Raw genomic sequence first — 18,536 nt, 5'->3', positions numbered from 1 at the left:
ATGAGAAGTGATCAAGTCAAATCAGGCTATAAAAGAGCTACTCAAAGATCTTTACTAAAAGCAACAGGATTATCCGATGAAGATTTAAAGAAACCCTTAGTTGGAATTGTTAATTCCTTTAATGAAGTTAACCCTGGACATGTTCATTTAAATGAAATTACTGATATGGTTAAATTAGGTGTTTCATCTGAAGGAGGTACACCAGTAGAATTTCCTGTTATAGCCCTTTGTGACGGTATTGCCATGGGACATTCCGGCATGAGATATCCCCTTGCCAGCCGTGAATTAATTGCAGATTCAATAGAATCCATGGCTGAAGGTCATCAATTAGATGCTCTAGTAATGGTTACAAACTGTGATAAGATAACACCGGGAATGATGATAGCAGCTGCAAGATTGGACATACCTTCAATATTAATATCTGGCGGTGTTATGTATGGAGGTTACTGGAACGGAAAACGTATTGATGGATCAAAATGCTATGAAGCAGTTGGCAAGGTTGCAGCAGGAAAGATGACAATTGAAGAATTATCTGATTTTGAAAATGAAGCTACTCCAGGATGTGGGGCCTGTGGATTATTGGGAACAGCTAATTCTATGAACATTCTATCAGAAGTTCTTGGAATGTCACTGCCATGGAATTCAACAATACCTGCATATTTGGCTAAAAGAAAAGCTTTAGCTAAAAAAACGGGACAACAGATAATGAAGCTTATTAAAGATGATATTAAACCATCTAAAATATTAACAAAAGAAGCAATACTTAATGCGATAGTAGTAGATATGGCGATTGGAGGGTCTTCAAATACGGTATTACATTTACTTGCCATTGCTCATGAAGCAAATGCGAATATTAGTTTAGAGTTATTTGATGAAATAAGTAAAAAGGTTCCAAGAATATGTAGCTTTAGCCCAGGTGGAAGTCATCTAATAGAAGATTTATACCGTGCAGGCGGGACACAAGCAGTTATAAAGGAGCTTGCGGATCATAATTTAATTAATTTAGATGAGATGACAGTAACTGGGAAAACAGTAAGGGAAAATCTAAAGGAGACTGCTGTAAGGGATAGAGAGGTAATTCGTTCTTTAGAGGATCCATATTATCCTGAGGGAGGAATAGCTGTATTAAAGGGTAATTTAGCTCCTGAAGGTGCTATTGTGAAACAATCTGCAGTTGCAAAGGAAATGCTTGTATATTCAGGTGTGGCACGTGTATTTGACTTGGAAGAAGATGCTGTAGAAGCTATTTTATCCAATAAAATTAAAGCTGGAGATGTTGTAATTATAAGGTATGAAGGTCCAAAGGGTGGTCCAGGAATGAGGGAAATGCTTACACCAACGGCTTCTATTGCTGGAGTAGGACTTGATAAAGAAGTTGCCCTTATAACTGATGGAAGATTTTCAGGTGCAACGAGGGGAGCTTCCATAGGTCATGTTTCCCCTGAAGCAGCAGAAGGTGGACCAATTGCTTTAATAGAAGATGGAGACATAATCGATATTGATATTCCTAATAGATCTTTAAATATTAGAATAAGCGATAAAGAGCTAAAAGCAAGAAGGGAAAAATGGGTAAGACCTGAACCTAAGGTTAAAAAAGGCTATTTAACAAGATATTCTAAACTTGTTAAAAGTGCTAGTTACGGTGCGGTTGTTGAATAATTTTAAAATGGGAGATAAAGGGATTAGTATTATTCCTTTATTTCCTACCAAAATATAAATAAAACCTTGACATAGGGGTGTCAAATAAAAGAGGAATAGTTTTAAGTATGACTGAGGAAATCCTTTTCAAGACCATTTTGGAAAAATATTTTTCAAAAAATTTAACTTTTTTTAAAATCAATTAATAAAACTTTCTATTTTAAAGGAGGATTTTTATGTCAGGCTCTATGGTTCTATTGATGCTGTTTTTAACAATAGGTTTAATTCTACTATTAATATTGAAGCTAAAATTAAATCCCGCTGTTTCATTAGTATTAGGTGCTCTATTTATGGGTATTTCATGTAAAATCAGTCCAAATGAAACAATTGGAGTTATTTCTGCAGGCTTTGGGGGCACAATGACAGGTGTTGGTTTAAGTGTTGGCTTTGGAGTTATGATTGGTCAGTTAATTGCTGAAACTGGAGGAGTTCAGGTCATTGCAAATAAAATGCTTAGTTTAGTTAGCAAGGAAAAATCCGATTATGCCTTGGGTTTAACAGGACTTGCTGTATCCATTCCAGTATTTTATGATGTAGGATATGTTATATTAATGCCTTTAGCAAGAAGCATGAGTAAAGTAGCTAAAACATTGCCTTACTTTGCTGGTGCATTGGTGGCAGGATTGGGAATAGCCCATACATTTATTCCACCTACACCTGGACCAATGACAGGTAGTGAAATTTTGGGACTTAATATTGGAACAACATTACTTTGGGGACTTATTGTTGCAATTCCAACCTTCTTTTTATCATTATTTGTTTATGAGAAATTCTTTTTATCAAGAAAGAACTTCTGGAAACCAGAGGTTGATGAAGATAAATCCTTTGTTGAAGAAACCGTTGCAAATGTAGAAAAAACTCCAGGATTTTTAACATCAATAACACCTATTTTATTACCAGTACTTTTAATTTTACTTGGTACGGTAACAAAAGCCATTAATGGTGAAGTGCCAGAGGTTATCCAGTTTATATCAAATAAAAATATTGCATTATTAATCGGTTTAATATTTATTTTCTTTGTATCTCAAGGATATATTGGAAAGGAAGCAACTGAGAAAGCTATAGGTAAAGCTCTGGGAAATTCAGGTGTGGTACTTCTTATTACTGGTGCAGGTGGAGCATTGGGAAATGTTCTTAAGACCGTAGGTGTAGGAGATATTTTAGCATCAGGGATAGCAAAATATAGTATACCAGCAATACTTTTTGTATGGCTTACAGCGGCATTATTGAAGTTTGCCCAGGGATCAGGAACTGTTGCTATGATTACAGCAGCTAGTTTAATTGCTCCAGCAGCAAGCAGCCTTGGTGTAAATCCGGTTTTATTGGCTTTAGCTGCATTTTCAGGAACATTAATGGCTGCACATGTGAATGACAGTGGGTTTTGGATTACAGCTAAGATTGCAGGATTAACTACAAGTGGAGGCTTGAAAACCTATACATTAGTATGCGCAATAGAAGCAGTCATAAGTTTGGTATTTATATATATATTGAGTATCTTTATTTAAACCTATTAAAATTTAGGCTTAATTTATGGGACTGCCCTAGGGGTAGTCTCTGTTTTTAACAAATATAGATAATTTTATTTACTAATACTTTGATATGAGGAGAATGGAAGATGAAAATAGTTGTAATTGGAGGTGTGGCCACAGGAATGTCGGCTGCATCTAAAATCAAAAGGGGAAATCCTAATGCTGAAATTATAGTTTTTGAAAAGGGAATAGAAACATCTTATGGCGCTTGCGGTCTTCCTTATTATGTTTCAAATGTAAATGAAGATGTTAATTTACTTAGGATTAGAACACCGGAGGAATTTAGAAAACAAAATATAGATGTAAGAATTCTTCATGAAGTCAAAGAAGTTAATATGGAGGAAAAGGAAGTTGTTGTCTATAACATATTGAATAAAACTGAGCTTAGGGAAAAATTTGACAAATTGATAATTGCTTCAGGGGCTTCTCCTATTATTCCGCCTATAAAAAATATAAAAAGAAAATATGAAAATGTTTTTACATTAAAAACAATAGAAGATGCAGATAAAATTAAAGAATATTTATCAGATGACAATATAAAAAATGTATTGATTATTGGAGCAGGATATATTGGACTTGAAATGGTTGAAGCATGTGCAGAGATAAATAAAAAGGTTACAATAGTTGAAATGAAAAATCTTCTATTGAGCTCAGTAGATGAAGAAATATCAGATATTATCCATAAAAAATTAGAAGAAAATAATGTGAGTGTCAGGTTATCTGAAGCCATAAAAGAGATGATAGGCGAAGATAAAGTTTCTCAAGTAATAAGTGATAAAGGGCAGTACAATGTTGATGCTGTTATTGTTGCTGCTGGTGTAAGGCCTAATACAAATTTTCTTAAAAATACAGATGTAGAATTGGCAAGAAATGGGGCAGTAATAACCAATAAAAAAATGGAAACCAATATCAAAGATATATATGCCGGTGGAGATTGTTCACTTATTTATCATAAAATACTTAATAAAAATGTATATCTTCCCCTTGGAACCAATGCCAATAAGCAAGGTAAAATAATAGGTGAAAATATTTTAGGAGAAAATAGAGAGTTTCCAGGGGCAATAGGAACAGCAGCAATTAAAGTATTTGATTTAGAGGTTGGAAGAACAGGTGTCAGTGAAAAGGAAGCAAGGGAAAATAATATTGATTATGAAACGGTCTTTGTGAAGGCACCATCCCATGCACCCTATTATCCAAATCAAAAGATGATATCCATAAAGATCGTTTATGAAAAAAACACAAAAACTATTTTGGGAGCCCAATTAGTTGGAGAAAAGGGTGCTGCCCTTAGAACCGATATATTTTCTACAATTATTGATGCTAAATATACAGCCAGGGAAGTATCAAATTTAGATTTATGTTATGCCCCTCCCTTTGCTTATGTATGGGATGCAGTACAAATAGCAGCTAATGTGATTTTAAGTAAATAAAAGGAGTTGGATTAAATTGAGTAAAGTAACTTCAATAGAAAAGGCCATTGGTATTATAAAGGATGGAGATATAGTAGCTATAGGAGGCAATGTCCTTCACAGGGTATCCCATGCTGCTGTAAGGGAAATCATAAAACAGGGTAGGAAGAATCTTGAGCTGATAAAAACAGCAGGAGCACATGATGTTGATATTTTATGTGCTGTAGATGCTGTAAAGGCAGTTGCAGCAGGATATATTAGTTATGAAACAGAATACGGATTGTGTAATCATTATAGAAAGGCCGTTGAAGGTGGAAAGGTTGAGGCTAAGGAGCATGCCTGTTATACAGTTATATCGGGACTAAGAGCTGCTGTTCAAGGAGTTCCCTTTATGCCGGTAAGGGGAATGGTGGGAAGTGATTTGATAGAAGCTAGGGGATTTAAATTTGTAAAAGACCCCTATACTGGAGAGGAATTAATTGCAGCTCAGGCAATAAAACCCGATGTGGCAATTATACATGTTCAGGAAGCCGATATATATGGAAATGCCAGAATTTTAGGACCTAAGTATGAGGATGCAATAATGGCGAAGGCAGCCAAAAAGGTTATTATAACCTGTGAAAGGATTGTTGATACAAAGGAATTTACTGATTGCCCGGAACGTACAGATATACAAGATTTTTTAACAACCTGTGTTGTTGAAATTCCAGGTGGAGCAAAACCAGGAAGCTGTGCGGGCTTTTACGATATAGATCGTAAAAAATTAGATGAATTTAAGAAAATAAAATCTAAAGAATATATCCTGGATTTTGTTAACACTTATTAGTATTAAAAGGAGATGTTATTATAATGAGTCAATATTCAGTAGCCGATATGATGGTTGTTGCCATTGCAAGACGTTTGAAAAACAATGAAAAGGTATTTCATGGTGTTGCTTCACCAGTTCCTATGGTGGCAACCATGCTGGCAAAAAATTCATATGCTCCAAAGCTGGTATATTTAAATATAGCAGGAGGCGTAAATACCAAGCCAAAGAAACTTGAAAAATCCACCGATGGTCCCGAGCTTATTGAGGGATGTGCTAGCATGTTCACCTTAACGGATATATTTGATTTATCTGCAAGGGGAGAGCTTGATGTTGCCTTTTTAAGTGGAGTGCAAATAGATGTAAAGGGAAGATTGAATGTAAGCGCAATTGGTGATTTCAATAAACCTAAGGTAAGACTTCCCGGTGGAGCAGGAAGTGCAGTTTTAGTTCCAACGGTAAAAAAAGCTTTTATCTGGAGAACAAAGCATAATAAAAGAACCTTTGTTGAAAAATGTGATTTTGTAACAACCCAGGGAAATATTGAATATATTTTTACACCCCTATGTATATTCAAAAAGGATGAAGAAGGATTGAAATTGGATAGAATATTCAAAAACTCTTCTTTAGAGGAAATAATAGAAAATACTGGCTTTGAAATAAGATATGATGAAATTGTTTATGAAGAAGAGCCTACTAAGGAAGAGATGGATTTACTGGATAAAATTGATCCGGAAAAAATTAGAGAGATAGAGTTTTAAAGAGGGACAAAGGGACAGAGAACTTGTCCCTTTGTTTTCATTTTCAAAAGAAAAAGAGATTAACAATAGTATTTGAGGTTATATTATTTACATAGTAAAATATTAGTAATTTATGGTCAGAAGCTTAAAATAATAATTATTAATGGTGGCTGAGATTATGGTTGGAAAAATAAAAGATATAAATTTAAAAATCAAAAAATTTTAAAACAAAGGAAATAAAGGAACTTTTTATTAAATTTAGTATTTTTAATGTTTATAATGTACATATCGATTATCTTGTGGAAAGAGATGATGTTGATTATATGATCAAAATAAGAGCTAATTTTTTAGTTCTTATTTTTTCTGAAATTTCATCAATATATTTCTATTCTTAATGGATTTTTTATATGGCTTAGATTTAATTATTAATATACAAGTTTTTTCGATTATTTTACTTGCTATAAGTGAATAATTTTTAGATAATAATACAAGAAGGTATATAAAGAAGAAAATGGTACGAACAAACATTTGCATATGATTATGAAATAATATAATATTATCTTAGAAAATTATTATTTGTTGAGATATTTTGAAAGGAGAAAAATAATGGATATATCAACCTTGAATGAAATGCAAAGAAAGGCCGTTGAGAAGACAAAGGGCCCTTTATTAATTTTAGCAGGAGCAGGATCGGGAAAAACCAGGGTACTTACCCATAGAATAGCATATTTAATAGAAGAAAAAAATGTCTATGAAGGAAATATATTGGCTATAACCTTTACCAATAAGGCAGCAAAGGAAATGAAGGAAAGGGTAGAAAGTTTAATAGGGTCAGTTGCTTCAAAGATGTGGATTAGCACATTTCACTCGGCTTGTGTAAGGATACTTAGAAGGGATATAGATAAAATAGATTATACTAGGGATTTTGTCATATACGATACAGCAGACCAAAGAACAGTTATAAAGGAATGTCTAAAGGAGCTCAATGTTGATGAAAAATCATGTCCTATAAAATATGTACAAAATGTTATTGGGGATGCTAAGGACAAGCTTCTTACTCCAGAAAAATACAGTAATCTCTATTATACAGATTTTCAGCTGAGGAAAATCTGTGATATTTACGAACTCTATCAAAAAAAGCTGGTAAGTAATAATGCCTTGGACTTTGATGATTTGATATTAAAAACCATAGAACTTTTTGAAAGAAATCCTGAGGTTTTAGATTTTTATCAAAGAAAATTTGAATACATAATGGTGGATGAATACCAGGATACTAATAAGGCACAATATACACTTATAGGTAAGCTGGCAAAAATTCATAGGAATCTATGTGTAGTAGGTGACGATGACCAGTCAATTTATAAGTTTAGGGGAGCAGACATAAGGAATATCCTGGACTTTGAAAAGGATTTTACCGATGCAGTGGTGATAAAGCTTGAACAAAACTATCGTTCTAGTAAAACAATACTGGATGCAGCAAATAATGTAATAAAGGAAAACATGGGAAGAAAAAATAAAAGACTGTGGACCGCCAATGGCCAGGGTGAGAAAATCAATTATTACAAAGGACAAACTGAACGGGACGAAGCAGATTTTGTTGTTAGGGAAATCGAAAAGAAGGTAAAATACGACAAAAGAAAGTTTTGGGATTTTGCTGTTCTTTACAGAACTAATGCCCAGTCCCGTGTAATAGAGGACTCACTAATGAAGGAGAGTATACCCTATAGAATCTTTGGAGGTCTTAAGTTCTATGATAGAAAAGAAATAAAGGACATAATAGCCTATTTAAGGGTAATCCAAAATCCTATAGATGATGTGAGCTTATTAAGGGTGATTAATACACCAAAGAGGGGAATAGGAAATAAGACAATTGAAAAACTCAGAGCTATAGCCAATGAAAGGGGAGAAAAGCTCTTTAATACAATGCTAGATATTAATGAAATAGGAGGCTTTTCTAAAAGAGTAACAGCTGGTATGAATTCTTTTTTAGATGTGGTGACAAAATATATTGTAAATAAGAATGATTATAGAGTAACAGAGATAATAGAAAATGTACTTAATGAAACGGGATATTTAGAGGAATTGAAAGAGGAAAATACCATTGAAGCCAGAACTAGAATAGAAAACCTTGGAGAATTTATGTCTGTGGCCATGGAATTTGAAAATACCTCTGAGATTAATACTTTGGAAGAGTTTTTAGGTAATATATCCTTGAGCTCTGATTTGGATAATCTTGAGAATGAAGAAAATACAGTAACTTTAATGACCTTTCATAGTGCAAAGGGCCTAGAATTTCCAGTAGTATTTATGGTGGGAATGGAGGATGGTGTATTTCCAGGGAAAAGATCATTGATAGAGGACGATGAATTAGAAGAAGAAAGAAGACTATGCTATGTTGGTATAACTAGAGCAAAGGAAGAGCTTTATTTAACCCATGCATCAATGAGAACCTTATATGGACGAACTAATGTTAATCCGGCCTCCCGCTTTTTAGATGATATACCCCAGGATTTATTGGATATGGGAGAAGTGATTCCCAAGAAAAAGCATATTCGCTTTCAGGAAAGTGATATTAGTTCCTATGCCAACAGCCATATGATAAGCTGGAAAAAACCTAAGGAAAATACAACGCCTAATAAGCCTAAAAATAGTGCTAATTCTTCGGATATTAAACCGGGAACAAAGGTGAATCATAAGAAATTTGGACAGGGAACTATTATCAGTATAAATGGAAGTGGAGATAAAGCAGAGCTTACAATAGCCTTTGACCAACAGGGAATAAAAAAACTGATGCTGGGTTTTGCACCTATTGAAATAGTAAATTAGTTCAAAGTTCCAAGTTGAGAGTTTTAAGAAAAAAACAAAAGTGAATTGACCTAAATACTTAGAACTTGGAACTTACAACTTATTGCGAAAGGAGATTATCCTATGAATGAAAATCAAGCCAAGAATAGAATAAAAGAACTTACAAAGGAAATTAACTATCACAATCATAGATATCATGTATTAGATGCTCCTGAAATAACTGATTATGAATATGATATGCTAATGAAGGAGCTTATGGACTTAGAAGAAAAGTTTCCTCAGCTAAAAACCGACGATTCTCCAAGTCAAAGAGTAGGAGGACAGCCCTTATCAAAATTTGATCAGGTCACCCATACAGTACCTCTATTAAGCCTTAGCAACTCCTATGATGATAAGGATTTAATAGATTTTGACAGAAGAATAAAAAAAGAAGTAGGAGACAATGTAGAATATGTGGTTGAGTATAAGATAGATGGATTATCCGTTGCCTTAAAATATGAAAATGGACGATTTGTAAGAGGAGCAACAAGGGGTGATGGCGCAGTAGGTGAGGAGATAACTAAAAACCTTAAAACAATAAGATCTATTCCCTTAAAACTAAAGAAGGAAATTGATATAGAAGTAAGGGGAGAGGTGTATATCCCCAAAGAAAAATTTGCAGAGCTAAATAAAAGGCAGGAGGAAAATGGAGAATCTGTTTTTGCAAATCCAAGGAATGCTGCTGCCGGCTCCTTAAGACAGCTTGATTCTAAAATTGTGGCCTCAAGACCTTTAGATATATTTGTTTTTAATATATTGTCTATGGGTGATATTAATATAAATAAGCATTCCGAGAGTTTAGAATATCTTAAGAAAATTGGCTTTAAAACTTCTGAATATAAAATATGTAAAAATATCAATGAAGTGATAGATCTCTGTGGAAAGTGGCAGGAAAAAAGGCATGACTTGTCCTATGAAATAGATGGACTTGTAATAAAAGTAAATGATTTATCCCAAAGAAAGATATTAGGTACTAGAGCTAAGAGCCCTAGATGGGCTATAGCCTTTAAATTTCCAGCGGAGGAAAAGGAAACAGTAGTAAAGGATATAATAACTCAAGTTGGAAGAACAGGAGCAATAACTCCTACGGCTATACTACAGCCAGTTAGGGTTGCAGGATCCCTTGTAAGTAGGGCTACTCTGCATAATCAGGATTTTATAGATATGAAGGATATAAGAATTAACGATACAGTAATAATACATAAGGCTGGAGATGTAATCCCAGAGGTTGTAAGGGTAATTAAAGAAAAGAGAACAGGAGAGGAAGAGAAATACGTTTTGCCCGATCAATGTCCTGAATGTGGAGAAAAGACAGTAAGATTAGAGGGAGAAGTTGCATTAAGATGTATAAATATAGCATGTCCTGCCCAGCTGAGAAGGGGAATTATACATTTTGTTTCTAGGGATGCCATGGACATCGATGGTTTAGGTGAAGCTTTAGTTACAATGCTATTAGATAATGGATTCATAAAAGACCCTGGTGATCTATATTATTTAAAGGAGAAGAAAGAAAAGCTTATTAATTTAGAACGGATGGGAGAAAAATCTGTAGAAAATCTATTGGATGCTATAGAAAAATCTAAAGAAAATGATTTGGGAAGACTTGTAAATGCCCTTGGAATTAAACATGTTGGTTTAAAAGCTGCAAAGCTAATTGCTGATAACTTTAAAAGTATGGATAGATTAGCCCATGCAAGTGAAGAGGAAATTACAGCTATAGATGAGATAGGACCCAAGATGGCAAAGAGTATTGTTGCATTTTTTCATGATGAAGAAAATATTAGAGTAATTGAAAAAATGAAGTCAGTAGGGGTTAACATGGAAAGTAAGAAAAAGAATGTGGAAAATATTGACCTAAAGTTTGAAGGAATGACCTTTGTTCTTACTGGTACCTTGGCAAGCTATTCTAGAAAAGAAGCTAAGGAAATAATAGAAGGTTTAGGAGGAAAGGTAACGGGAAGCGTAAGTAAAAAAACTTCCTACGTATTATCTGGTGAAAATCCTGGTTCAAAGCTGGATAAAGCAAATAAGCTTGGAGTAAAGATAATTACAGAAGAAGAATTTAACAAATTAATATAATAAAAATTTACAAGACTATGAGATTTTAATAAATGAGGAAATTGTATAATACATATAAAGAATTTTAAAATACAAAATGTAGTAGAGAGAGTCAGGTAAGTTATCTGAATATTGTATTTTAAAATTAATAATGTTAATTATGCAAGTTTCTCAATTTATTTCATAGTCCTTTTTATAATGTATAATAATACATTAACTAGATATAAATAAACAAAATATATCTATATCTGTGTTTAAAGAAACATTAATGAGCCAAATAATTTAATTTACTGCATTAAAGAAGAATATTAAAAGAAAATTTTAATCAAGAAAATAGAAGAAGATAGATTATAAATAAATTTGAAAGAAGTTTATATGAAAACTGTAATTTTTAAAATAATCAAATAAATAATAAAATAAACAAAGTCTAAAGCAAGAGGAGTTTAGAGATTATATATTGTAATATCAATATTTACATTAATTGTTACAAATATTTAAATTTATTAATACAATCAAAACATTGAATTTTAAGACAATTTAATATATCATGAGTATATCTTAAAAGATTTTTTTTACATATAATTATTTTAACAATAAATCAAATCTTATACAATTCACCTATCGGATTTACTTTTTCCAAATTGGATATTTATAAATTTTCTGATGATGAAATTATATAAATTATTTTTATGGATTTTGGATTAGTACAAAGAATGTGTGAATTTGTTTTTGTGTTTAGGGCTGAATATAGTGAAACAAATTGAAAGGTAAATTTAAGGTCTTATAAATCAAAATCTTTTAAATATTTCAAAGGATTCATAGATACCTTGATTCAAATAATTATTTAAAGGGAGTAAAGGGAGGTGTTTTGTGATATTTTATTATTGATATTAAGTATAGTAGTTTATATGGTTTATAATATAATTTTTGAAGGGAGTGTAAATATTGCTTAGATTTCTTGCAAACAGGTTAATTTCTTTATTTATTACTTTATTATTAATTATAACAGTAACCTTCTTTTTAATGCATGCAGTACCAGGTGGACCTTTCACAAGGGAGAAAAAGTTACCACCAGCTATTGAAGAAGCTTTAAATGAGAAATATCACTTAAATGATCCATTATGGAAACAGTATATTAATTATGTAGGTGGAGTATTAAAATTAGATTTAGGACCTTCTTATGTTTATGAAGGAAGAAGGGTAAATGAATTTATAGTAGAAGGATTTCCAATTTCAGCTAGGGTAGGAACCTATGCAGTTTTATTAATACTTTTATTGGGAATACCGGCTGGGGTAATATCGGCATTGAAACAGTATAAATGGCAGGATAATCTGGTCATGTTTGGTGCCACATTGGGGATTACAATACCAAACTTTGTTATAGCCACGGTATTATTGTATATATTTGCCCTTAAGTTAGGCTGGGTTCCAACCTTCGGGGTTAAGGACCCAAGGGGATGGATACTTCCTACTATAGCATTATCTGGATATTCTCTATCCTTTGTGGCAAGGCTGACTCGTTCCACAATGCTTGAAGTTCTTCAGCAGGATTATATAAGAACCGCTAGAGCTAAGGGATTATCAGAGGGTATAGTTATATTTAAACATGCCTTAAGAAATGCTATTATACCAGTTGTATCCTATGTTGGACCTTTAGTTGCAGGTATTTTGACAGGTGGATTTGTAGTTGAGAGGATATTTGCTTTGCCTGGTATGGGCAGATATTTTGTTATAAGTATAACTAATAGAGATTATCCTACAATTATGGGAGTTACAATTTTCTATGCGGCGTTTTTGATGATTATGATTTTAATTGTTGATTTACTTTATGGATTAATAGACCCACGTATAAGAGTTCACGATTAAGGGAGGGTTAGACTGACTTATGAATAAAACAAGTGTAACAGATAATATAAATTTTACCCCTGATTTATGGGAAAAAGTTCAAGAACAAGTGAAAAAAGGTGATGAAATAAGTAGACCTAGCTTAACGTATTGGCAGGATGCTTGGAGAAGATTAAAACTCAATAAGGCTTCAATGGCTGGATTATTCACTATTATTTTACTTATAATTATAGCTGTCTTTGGACCCTTAGTGTCACCATATGCCTATTATGATCAAGACTTGAATTTAGCCAGTATACCCCATAGATTTGAGATACATCAAGTAGATGAGAATAATTATGTATATTTGCATAAAGCCTTGAGGTTATATACAGTTACAGAAAAGGGAGAAATTAAGGAAAAACTTGCACCAATAGAGAATAATGTTATGAAAAAATATCAGACCTATGAAGTCAATGGTGAAGAGGTAATAGTAGACTTTAGTGAAAAGCCTACTCAAATAAAGAAAAAAGATGGGACGGTAATAAGTCCTTATAAAAAGGTATTTAATAAAAGATTTATTTTTGGTACAGATGAATTGGGAAGAGATGTTTTAATAAGAGTTATATATGGTGCTCGTATTTCTCTTTTAATAGGATTTATAGCAGCAATAGTTAATTTTACTATAGGAGTTTTATATGGAGGTACATCAGGTTATTTAGGTGGTAAAGTTGATAATATAATGATGCGTATTGTTGATATTATTAGTACAATTCCATTGGTTTTATACGTTATACTTATTATGGTTGTTATAGGTTCAGGCTTGAAAAGTATAATAATCACTTTGGGTACCATTTACTGGGTGCAAATGGCACGTATTGTTAGAGGTCAAATTTACAGTTTAAAGGAACAGGAATTTGTTCTAGCTGCTAAAACTTTGGGAGCAGATACCTGGAGGATATTAATAAGACATCTTATTCCAAATGCAATGGGGCCAATAATTGTCACTATGACCATGATGATTCCAAGGGCTATATTTACTGAGGCCTTCTTGAGCTTTATCGGACTTGGTGTATCGGCACCTATGGCATCATGGGGAACTCTTTGTAACGATGCTTTGGGAGGACTTCGTTCTTATCCATACTTGCTTTTCTTCCCATCTCTAGCTATATGTATAACTATGCTTGCATTCAACTTCTTGGGTGATGGGTTAAGAGACTCGTTAGACCCACGTTTACGTAAATAGGAAGGGGGGATTATTTTGTCAGAAAAACTATTAGAAGTTAAGGACATGAAAACTTCGTTTTTTATACATGTTGGTGAAGTACAGGCAGTTCGTGGAGTTAGTTTTACCGTAGATAAAGGTGAAGCCATAGGGATAGTTGGAGAATCTGGAAGTGGTAAAAGTGTTACATCTATGTCTGTTATGAGACTCTTACAATATCCCGGAAAAATCAAAAGTGGAGAAATTCTTTTTAAAGGTGAAGATATAGTTAAAAAATCAGATAAGGAAATGATGTCAATTAGAGGTAATGAAATTGCTATGATATTTCAAGATCCTATGACATCCCTTAATCCCGTTTATACAATTGGGGATCAAATAATGGAAGCAATAAGAAGACATCAGGGTCTCAGTAAATCTGAAGCTAGGAAGAAGGCTATAGAGATGCTGGAGCTTGTTGGTATTCCTTCCCCTGAGGACAGAATTAAAAACTATCCCCATGAATTTAGTGGAGGAATGAGACAAAGGGCTATGATAGCTATAGCATTATCATGTCAGCCAGATTTATTAATAGCTGATGAGCCTACTACTGCCCTTGATGTTACTATTCAGGCTCAAATTCTTGAGCTTATGAAGGACTTAAAGGATAAAATCAATACATCAATTATCCTCATAACCCATGATTTAGGAGTAGTTGCCGATGTATGTTCCAGGATTGTGGTTATGTATGGTGGATTGATAATGGAAGAAGGGACATCCCAGGAAATATTCTATGAGCCTAAACATCCTTATACCATGGGACTTCTCAAATCAATACCAAGACTTGATTTAGGTGAAAAGAAAAGATTAGTTCCAATTGAAGGAACTCCACCGGATCTTATTAAACCCCCTAAAGGATGTCCATTTGCATCAAGATGCCCTTATTCTATGAAAATTTGTATGGAGCATCGTCCACCTTATTTTGAAGTCAGCAAGGGTCATAGATCAATGTGCTGGCTGTTACATGAAGAAGCACCAAAGGTTAAGGTCGATACAGGTGTTAAAAGGGGGACAGCATAATGAGTGAATTAAATATGAAAAACAATGATGTTTTATTGGAAGTTAAAAATTTAAAAAAATATTTTCCTATTAGGAAAGGTCTAATGGGAAAAGAGATACAATATGTTAAAGCTGTAGATAACATAAGCTTCCATATTAAAAAAGGTGAAACCTTAGGACTGGTTGGAGAATCAGGATGTGGTAAATCTACAACTGGAAGAACTATTATAAGATTATATGACCTGACAGATGGAGAAGTTATATTTGATGGTGCTGAAATAGGAAAGATGGGTCAAAATCATGTTAAACCCTTTAGAAAGAGAATGCAGATGATATTTCAAGACCCTTATGCTTCATTAAACTCAAGGATGACAGTTTCTGATATAATTGGAGAACCATTGGATATCCATGGACTTGCATCTGGAAAGGAAAGACAGGAGATTATTTACAATTTACTGCAAACTGTGGGATTAGGTAAGGACCATGCAAGTAGATATCCCCATGAGTTTAGTGGAGGACAAAGGCAACGTATAGGAATTGCAAGAGCCCTAGCAGTTGAACCGGATTTTATAATTTGTGATGAACCTATTTCTGCCCTTGATGTATCTATTCAAGCCCAAGTTGTTAATATGCTTGAAGATTTACAAAGTGAAATGGGTCTAACATATCTTTTTATAGCCCATGATTTATCAATGGTTAAGCATATTTCCGATAGAATAGGGGTTATGTATTTAGGAAAGCTTGTGGAGGTAGCAGAAAGTAAGGAGCTTTATAACAAGCCTACCCATCCATATACTAAAGCACTTTTATCAGCTATTCCTATTCCTGATCCTGATGTAACTAAGGCAAAGAAGAGGATTATATTAGAAGGTGATGTGCCAAGTCCAATTAATCCTCCTTCTGGATGTAGGTTTAGAACAAGATGTAGATATGCTATGCCTATATGTGCCGAGGAAGAACCTGAGCTAAAGGATATTGGTGGAGGACATATGTGTGCTTGTCATTTAAATGATAAATAATATAGAAATATATAGTAAGACTTAATTTATACTTATCAGAATACCTAGTGTTATTAAGGGGTTTTGGTCTGTATAAATTAAAGTCTTTACATAAATTTCGATAGAGTTATAATAGATATTAGCTTATATGTTAAAGATTGTATTGGAAAAATTAAATATATAAATCATTTAACATATTCAAGATTTTATTAAATATATTTAAAATATAAGAAGGAATTTTTTATTTCATATAGAATAATATTATTTATATGTTCTATGTAGAAGTGTTTATTATTAAAAAATACTAGTTTCTAAAAGATAAAGATACTGTTTTATTAGTCATAATTTTATTGTTAAAAACAATATTGTTATAACTGGTGAGTATAAATAGACAGCACTAAGTTTTCAAATTTATTAAACCTTAAAATTGTTTATCTTTGATACCAAATTTGAAAAATATAGAGAGATTTTAAATTTACATTATTTTTGTTAATAAGTAGTAGAGTAATTTTTACTACTTATAAGATAAACAAAAAATTAGGAGGGGATTTAATTTGTTTAAAAGAAGCTTCGCATTATTATTAGTGTTGGCTTTAGTTGTTTCAGCATTTGTTGGCTGTGCTCAGAATTCAAACGAGCCTGCACCAGCCGATGAAGGAGAAAAAGAGAAAACTGAAGCAGAAGAGCCAGCACCAGCTGAAGAGTCAGAAAAGGCAGATCAGGTAATAACTTATAACTTGGAAGCAGACCCAGAAACTATAGACCCACAATTGAATACTTCAGTTGGTGGATCTATAATAATTTCCAACATGTTTGAAGGTTTAGTTACATTTGATGAAAACCTAAAGCCAGTTCCAGGAACAGCTGAGAGCTGGGATATTAGTGAAGATGGACTTGTTTGGACATTCCATATAAGAGAAGATGCCAAATGGTCTGATGGTAAACCAGTTACAGCTCAGGACTATGAATATGCATGGAAAAGAGCAGTAACTCCTGAGACAGCTTGTGAATATGCATATCAATTTGACCTAATTAAGAATGGTACTAAAGCTTACAAAGGTGAAGTGCCAGTAGATGAATTAGGAGTAAAGGTTATTGACGAAAAGACATTTGAGGTTACTTTAGAAGCGGCAGCTTCATATATGATTGAAATCTTTGGTTTTCCAACTCTATATCCTGTAAGAGAAGATATGGTTGCAAAGGATGCTGAAGGGTGGGCATTTAAGCCTGAAACTTCTATTTCAAATGGACCTTTTAAATTAGCCTCATATACTCAAAATGATGTTTTAAAATTAGTTCCAAACGAACATTATTGGGGAAATGAAAATGTTAAGCTGGAAGAACTTAACTTTGTATTTATTACAGAGCAGTCTACAGCATTGTCATCTATGGAAGCAGGAAATCTTGATGGTATCGATAATGTGCCTAACCAAGAAATTCCAAGACTTCAAGTTGAAAGCGATAACTTCGTTATAGCTCCTTATTTGGGAACTTACTTCTACGTATTTAATGTAGAGAAGGAGCCTTTTGATGATGTTAGAGTAAGAAAAGCATTTGCAAAAGCTATAGATAGAAATGCTATAGTTACAACTGTAACATTAGGTGGACAATTACCTGCAACAGGCTATGTACCTCCAGGAATAATGACTGGTGGAGAAGACTTCAGAGAAGTTGGTGGAGATTACGGAGTAGATACAATGGCTGCAGAGGTTGAAGAAGCTCAAAAGCTATTAGCTGAAGCTGGATATCCTAATGGAGAAGGATTCCCTAAGGTTAGTCTTAAGTACAATACTCAAGAAAACCATAAGAAAATAGCTGAAGCAATCCAGGAAATGTGGAGAAAAAACTTAAATGTTGATGTTGAACTTGAAAATATGGAATGGAGAGTATTTATACCAGCTAGACAAAATGGTGAGTTTACTGTTGCTAGACATGGTTGGATAGGAGACTATAACCATCCAATGACATTCCTTGACATGTTCCTATCTGAAAGTGGTAATAACGATGCTCAATGGAAAAATGAAGAATTTGATAAGTTAATTTATGAAGCAAAAGTAACTGCTGATGAAAAGAAAGCAGCTGAGTTAATGCATAAAGCGGAGGATCTAATGATGGAAGATCAAATTGTAATGCCAATTTACTACTACACTCATCCAATGATGATGGGAACCCATGTTAAAGGTTGGTACAGATCACCACTTGGATCAATTTATTTCAAAAACGCATATGTAGAAAAATAAGAATATTTTAGAAGGACGGTCAGTAGATGACCGTCCTTTTTTTGTTTGCGAGGCATGTTGCCGAGCCGATGGTTTGAAAGAAAACCTGTCACCTAGCTAATGGGAAGACAAGCTGTAGGCAAGGGCGCTTT

Annotated in this window: 12 protein-coding genes; all 12 read left to right on the top strand. The window is 33.4% G+C overall.

What is annotated here, in order from left to right; all coding sequences use genetic code 11:
• The 12 genes from ilvD (at window position 1) to B5X81_RS21510 (ending at window position 18,405) form a co-directional block, all read left to right on the top strand.
• Window positions 1-1,659, top strand: a complete 1,659-nt coding sequence (gene ilvD, locus B5X81_RS21565; protein WP_079494818.1) for a dihydroxy-acid dehydratase — start codon at window positions 1-3, stop codon at window positions 1,657-1,659.
• A gap of 215 nt (window positions 1,660-1,874) precedes the next feature.
• Window positions 1,875-3,203, top strand: a complete 1,329-nt coding sequence (locus B5X81_RS21560) for a GntP family permease (RefSeq protein WP_079494817.1) — start codon at window positions 1,875-1,877, stop codon at window positions 3,201-3,203.
• 110 nt (window positions 3,204-3,313) lie between these two features.
• Window positions 3,314-4,657 carry a CoA-disulfide reductase gene (locus tag B5X81_RS21555; RefSeq protein WP_079494815.1) on the top strand — a complete coding sequence of 448 codons (1,344 nt, stop codon included), beginning with the start codon at window positions 3,314-3,316 and terminating at the stop codon, window positions 4,655-4,657.
• Window positions 4,658-4,673: 16 nt separating this feature from the next.
• Window positions 4,674-5,462 (top strand): CoA transferase subunit A, encoded by a 789-nt coding sequence (locus B5X81_RS21550; protein WP_079494814.1) that lies wholly within the window; start codon window positions 4,674-4,676, stop codon window positions 5,460-5,462.
• A 23-nt stretch (window positions 5,463-5,485) separates the two neighbouring features.
• On the top strand, window positions 5,486-6,202 hold the full coding sequence (locus tag B5X81_RS21545; protein WP_079494812.1) for a CoA-transferase subunit beta: 717 nt from the start codon (window positions 5,486-5,488) through the stop codon (window positions 6,200-6,202).
• A 585-nt stretch (window positions 6,203-6,787) separates the two neighbouring features.
• The gene (pcrA, locus tag B5X81_RS21540; protein ID WP_079494810.1) at window positions 6,788-9,007 is read left to right on the top strand and encodes a DNA helicase PcrA; all 2,220 of its coding nucleotides are present in this window, start codon (window positions 6,788-6,790) and stop codon (window positions 9,005-9,007) included.
• A gap of 102 nt (window positions 9,008-9,109) precedes the next feature.
• On the top strand, window positions 9,110-11,104 hold the full coding sequence (gene ligA / locus B5X81_RS21535; protein WP_079494808.1) for an NAD-dependent DNA ligase LigA: 1,995 nt from the start codon (window positions 9,110-9,112) through the stop codon (window positions 11,102-11,104).
• A gap of 924 nt (window positions 11,105-12,028) precedes the next feature.
• Window positions 12,029-12,949, top strand: coding sequence for an ABC transporter permease (locus B5X81_RS21530; RefSeq protein ID WP_079494806.1), 921 nt, complete (start codon window positions 12,029-12,031; stop codon window positions 12,947-12,949).
• A gap of 19 nt (window positions 12,950-12,968) precedes the next feature.
• Complete coding sequence (locus B5X81_RS21525) at window positions 12,969-14,153, top strand: ABC transporter permease (protein WP_079494804.1); 1,185 nt, start codon at window positions 12,969-12,971, stop codon at window positions 14,151-14,153.
• 45 nt (window positions 14,154-14,198) lie between these two features.
• Window positions 14,199-15,188, top strand: a complete 990-nt coding sequence (locus B5X81_RS21520; RefSeq protein WP_170917550.1) for an ABC transporter ATP-binding protein — start codon at window positions 14,199-14,201, stop codon at window positions 15,186-15,188.
• Window positions 15,188-16,186 carry an ABC transporter ATP-binding protein gene (locus B5X81_RS21515; protein WP_139380429.1) on the top strand — a complete coding sequence of 333 codons (999 nt, stop codon included), beginning with the start codon at window positions 15,188-15,190 and terminating at the stop codon, window positions 16,184-16,186. The genes B5X81_RS21520 and B5X81_RS21515 overlap by 1 nt, the downstream gene beginning before the upstream one ends.
• 533 nt (window positions 16,187-16,719) lie before the next feature.
• Entirely contained in the window at window positions 16,720-18,405 is a 1,686-nt protein-coding gene (locus B5X81_RS21510; protein ID WP_079494800.1) for a peptide ABC transporter substrate-binding protein, read from the top strand.
• The last annotated feature ends 131 nt before the right edge of the window (window positions 18,406-18,536 follow it).

Source organism: Maledivibacter halophilus, from assembly GCF_900167445.1.
Classification (GTDB): domain Bacteria; phylum Bacillota; class Clostridia; order Peptostreptococcales; family Caminicellaceae; genus Maledivibacter; species Maledivibacter halophilus.
This window is presented reverse-complemented; position numbering and strand designations above follow the sequence as displayed.

What these genes read in the sequence shown, in the direction of transcription:
- B5X81_RS21560 (WP_079494817.1), top strand. Translation starts at nt 1,875, where the DNA reads ATGTCAGGCTCTATGGTTCTATTGATGCTGTTTTTAACAATAGGTTTA.
- B5X81_RS21545 (WP_079494812.1), top strand. Translation starts at nt 5,486, where the DNA reads ATGAGTCAATATTCAGTAGCCGATATGATGGTTGTTGCCATTGCAAGA.
- ligA (WP_079494808.1), top strand. Translation starts at nt 9,110, where the DNA reads ATGAATGAAAATCAAGCCAAGAATAGAATAAAAGAACTTACAAAGGAA.
- B5X81_RS21520 (WP_170917550.1), top strand. Translation starts at nt 14,199, where the DNA reads ATGAAAACTTCGTTTTTTATACATGTTGGTGAAGTACAGGCAGTTCGT.
- pcrA (WP_079494810.1), top strand. Translation starts at nt 6,788, where the DNA reads ATGGATATATCAACCTTGAATGAAATGCAAAGAAAGGCCGTTGAGAAG.
- B5X81_RS21555 (WP_079494815.1), top strand. Translation starts at nt 3,314, where the DNA reads ATGAAAATAGTTGTAATTGGAGGTGTGGCCACAGGAATGTCGGCTGCA.
- B5X81_RS21525 (WP_079494804.1), top strand. Translation starts at nt 12,969, where the DNA reads ATGAATAAAACAAGTGTAACAGATAATATAAATTTTACCCCTGATTTA.
- B5X81_RS21515 (WP_139380429.1), top strand. Translation starts at nt 15,188, where the DNA reads ATGAGTGAATTAAATATGAAAAACAATGATGTTTTATTGGAAGTTAAA.
- ilvD (WP_079494818.1), top strand. Translation starts at nt 1, where the DNA reads ATGAGAAGTGATCAAGTCAAATCAGGCTATAAAAGAGCTACTCAAAGA.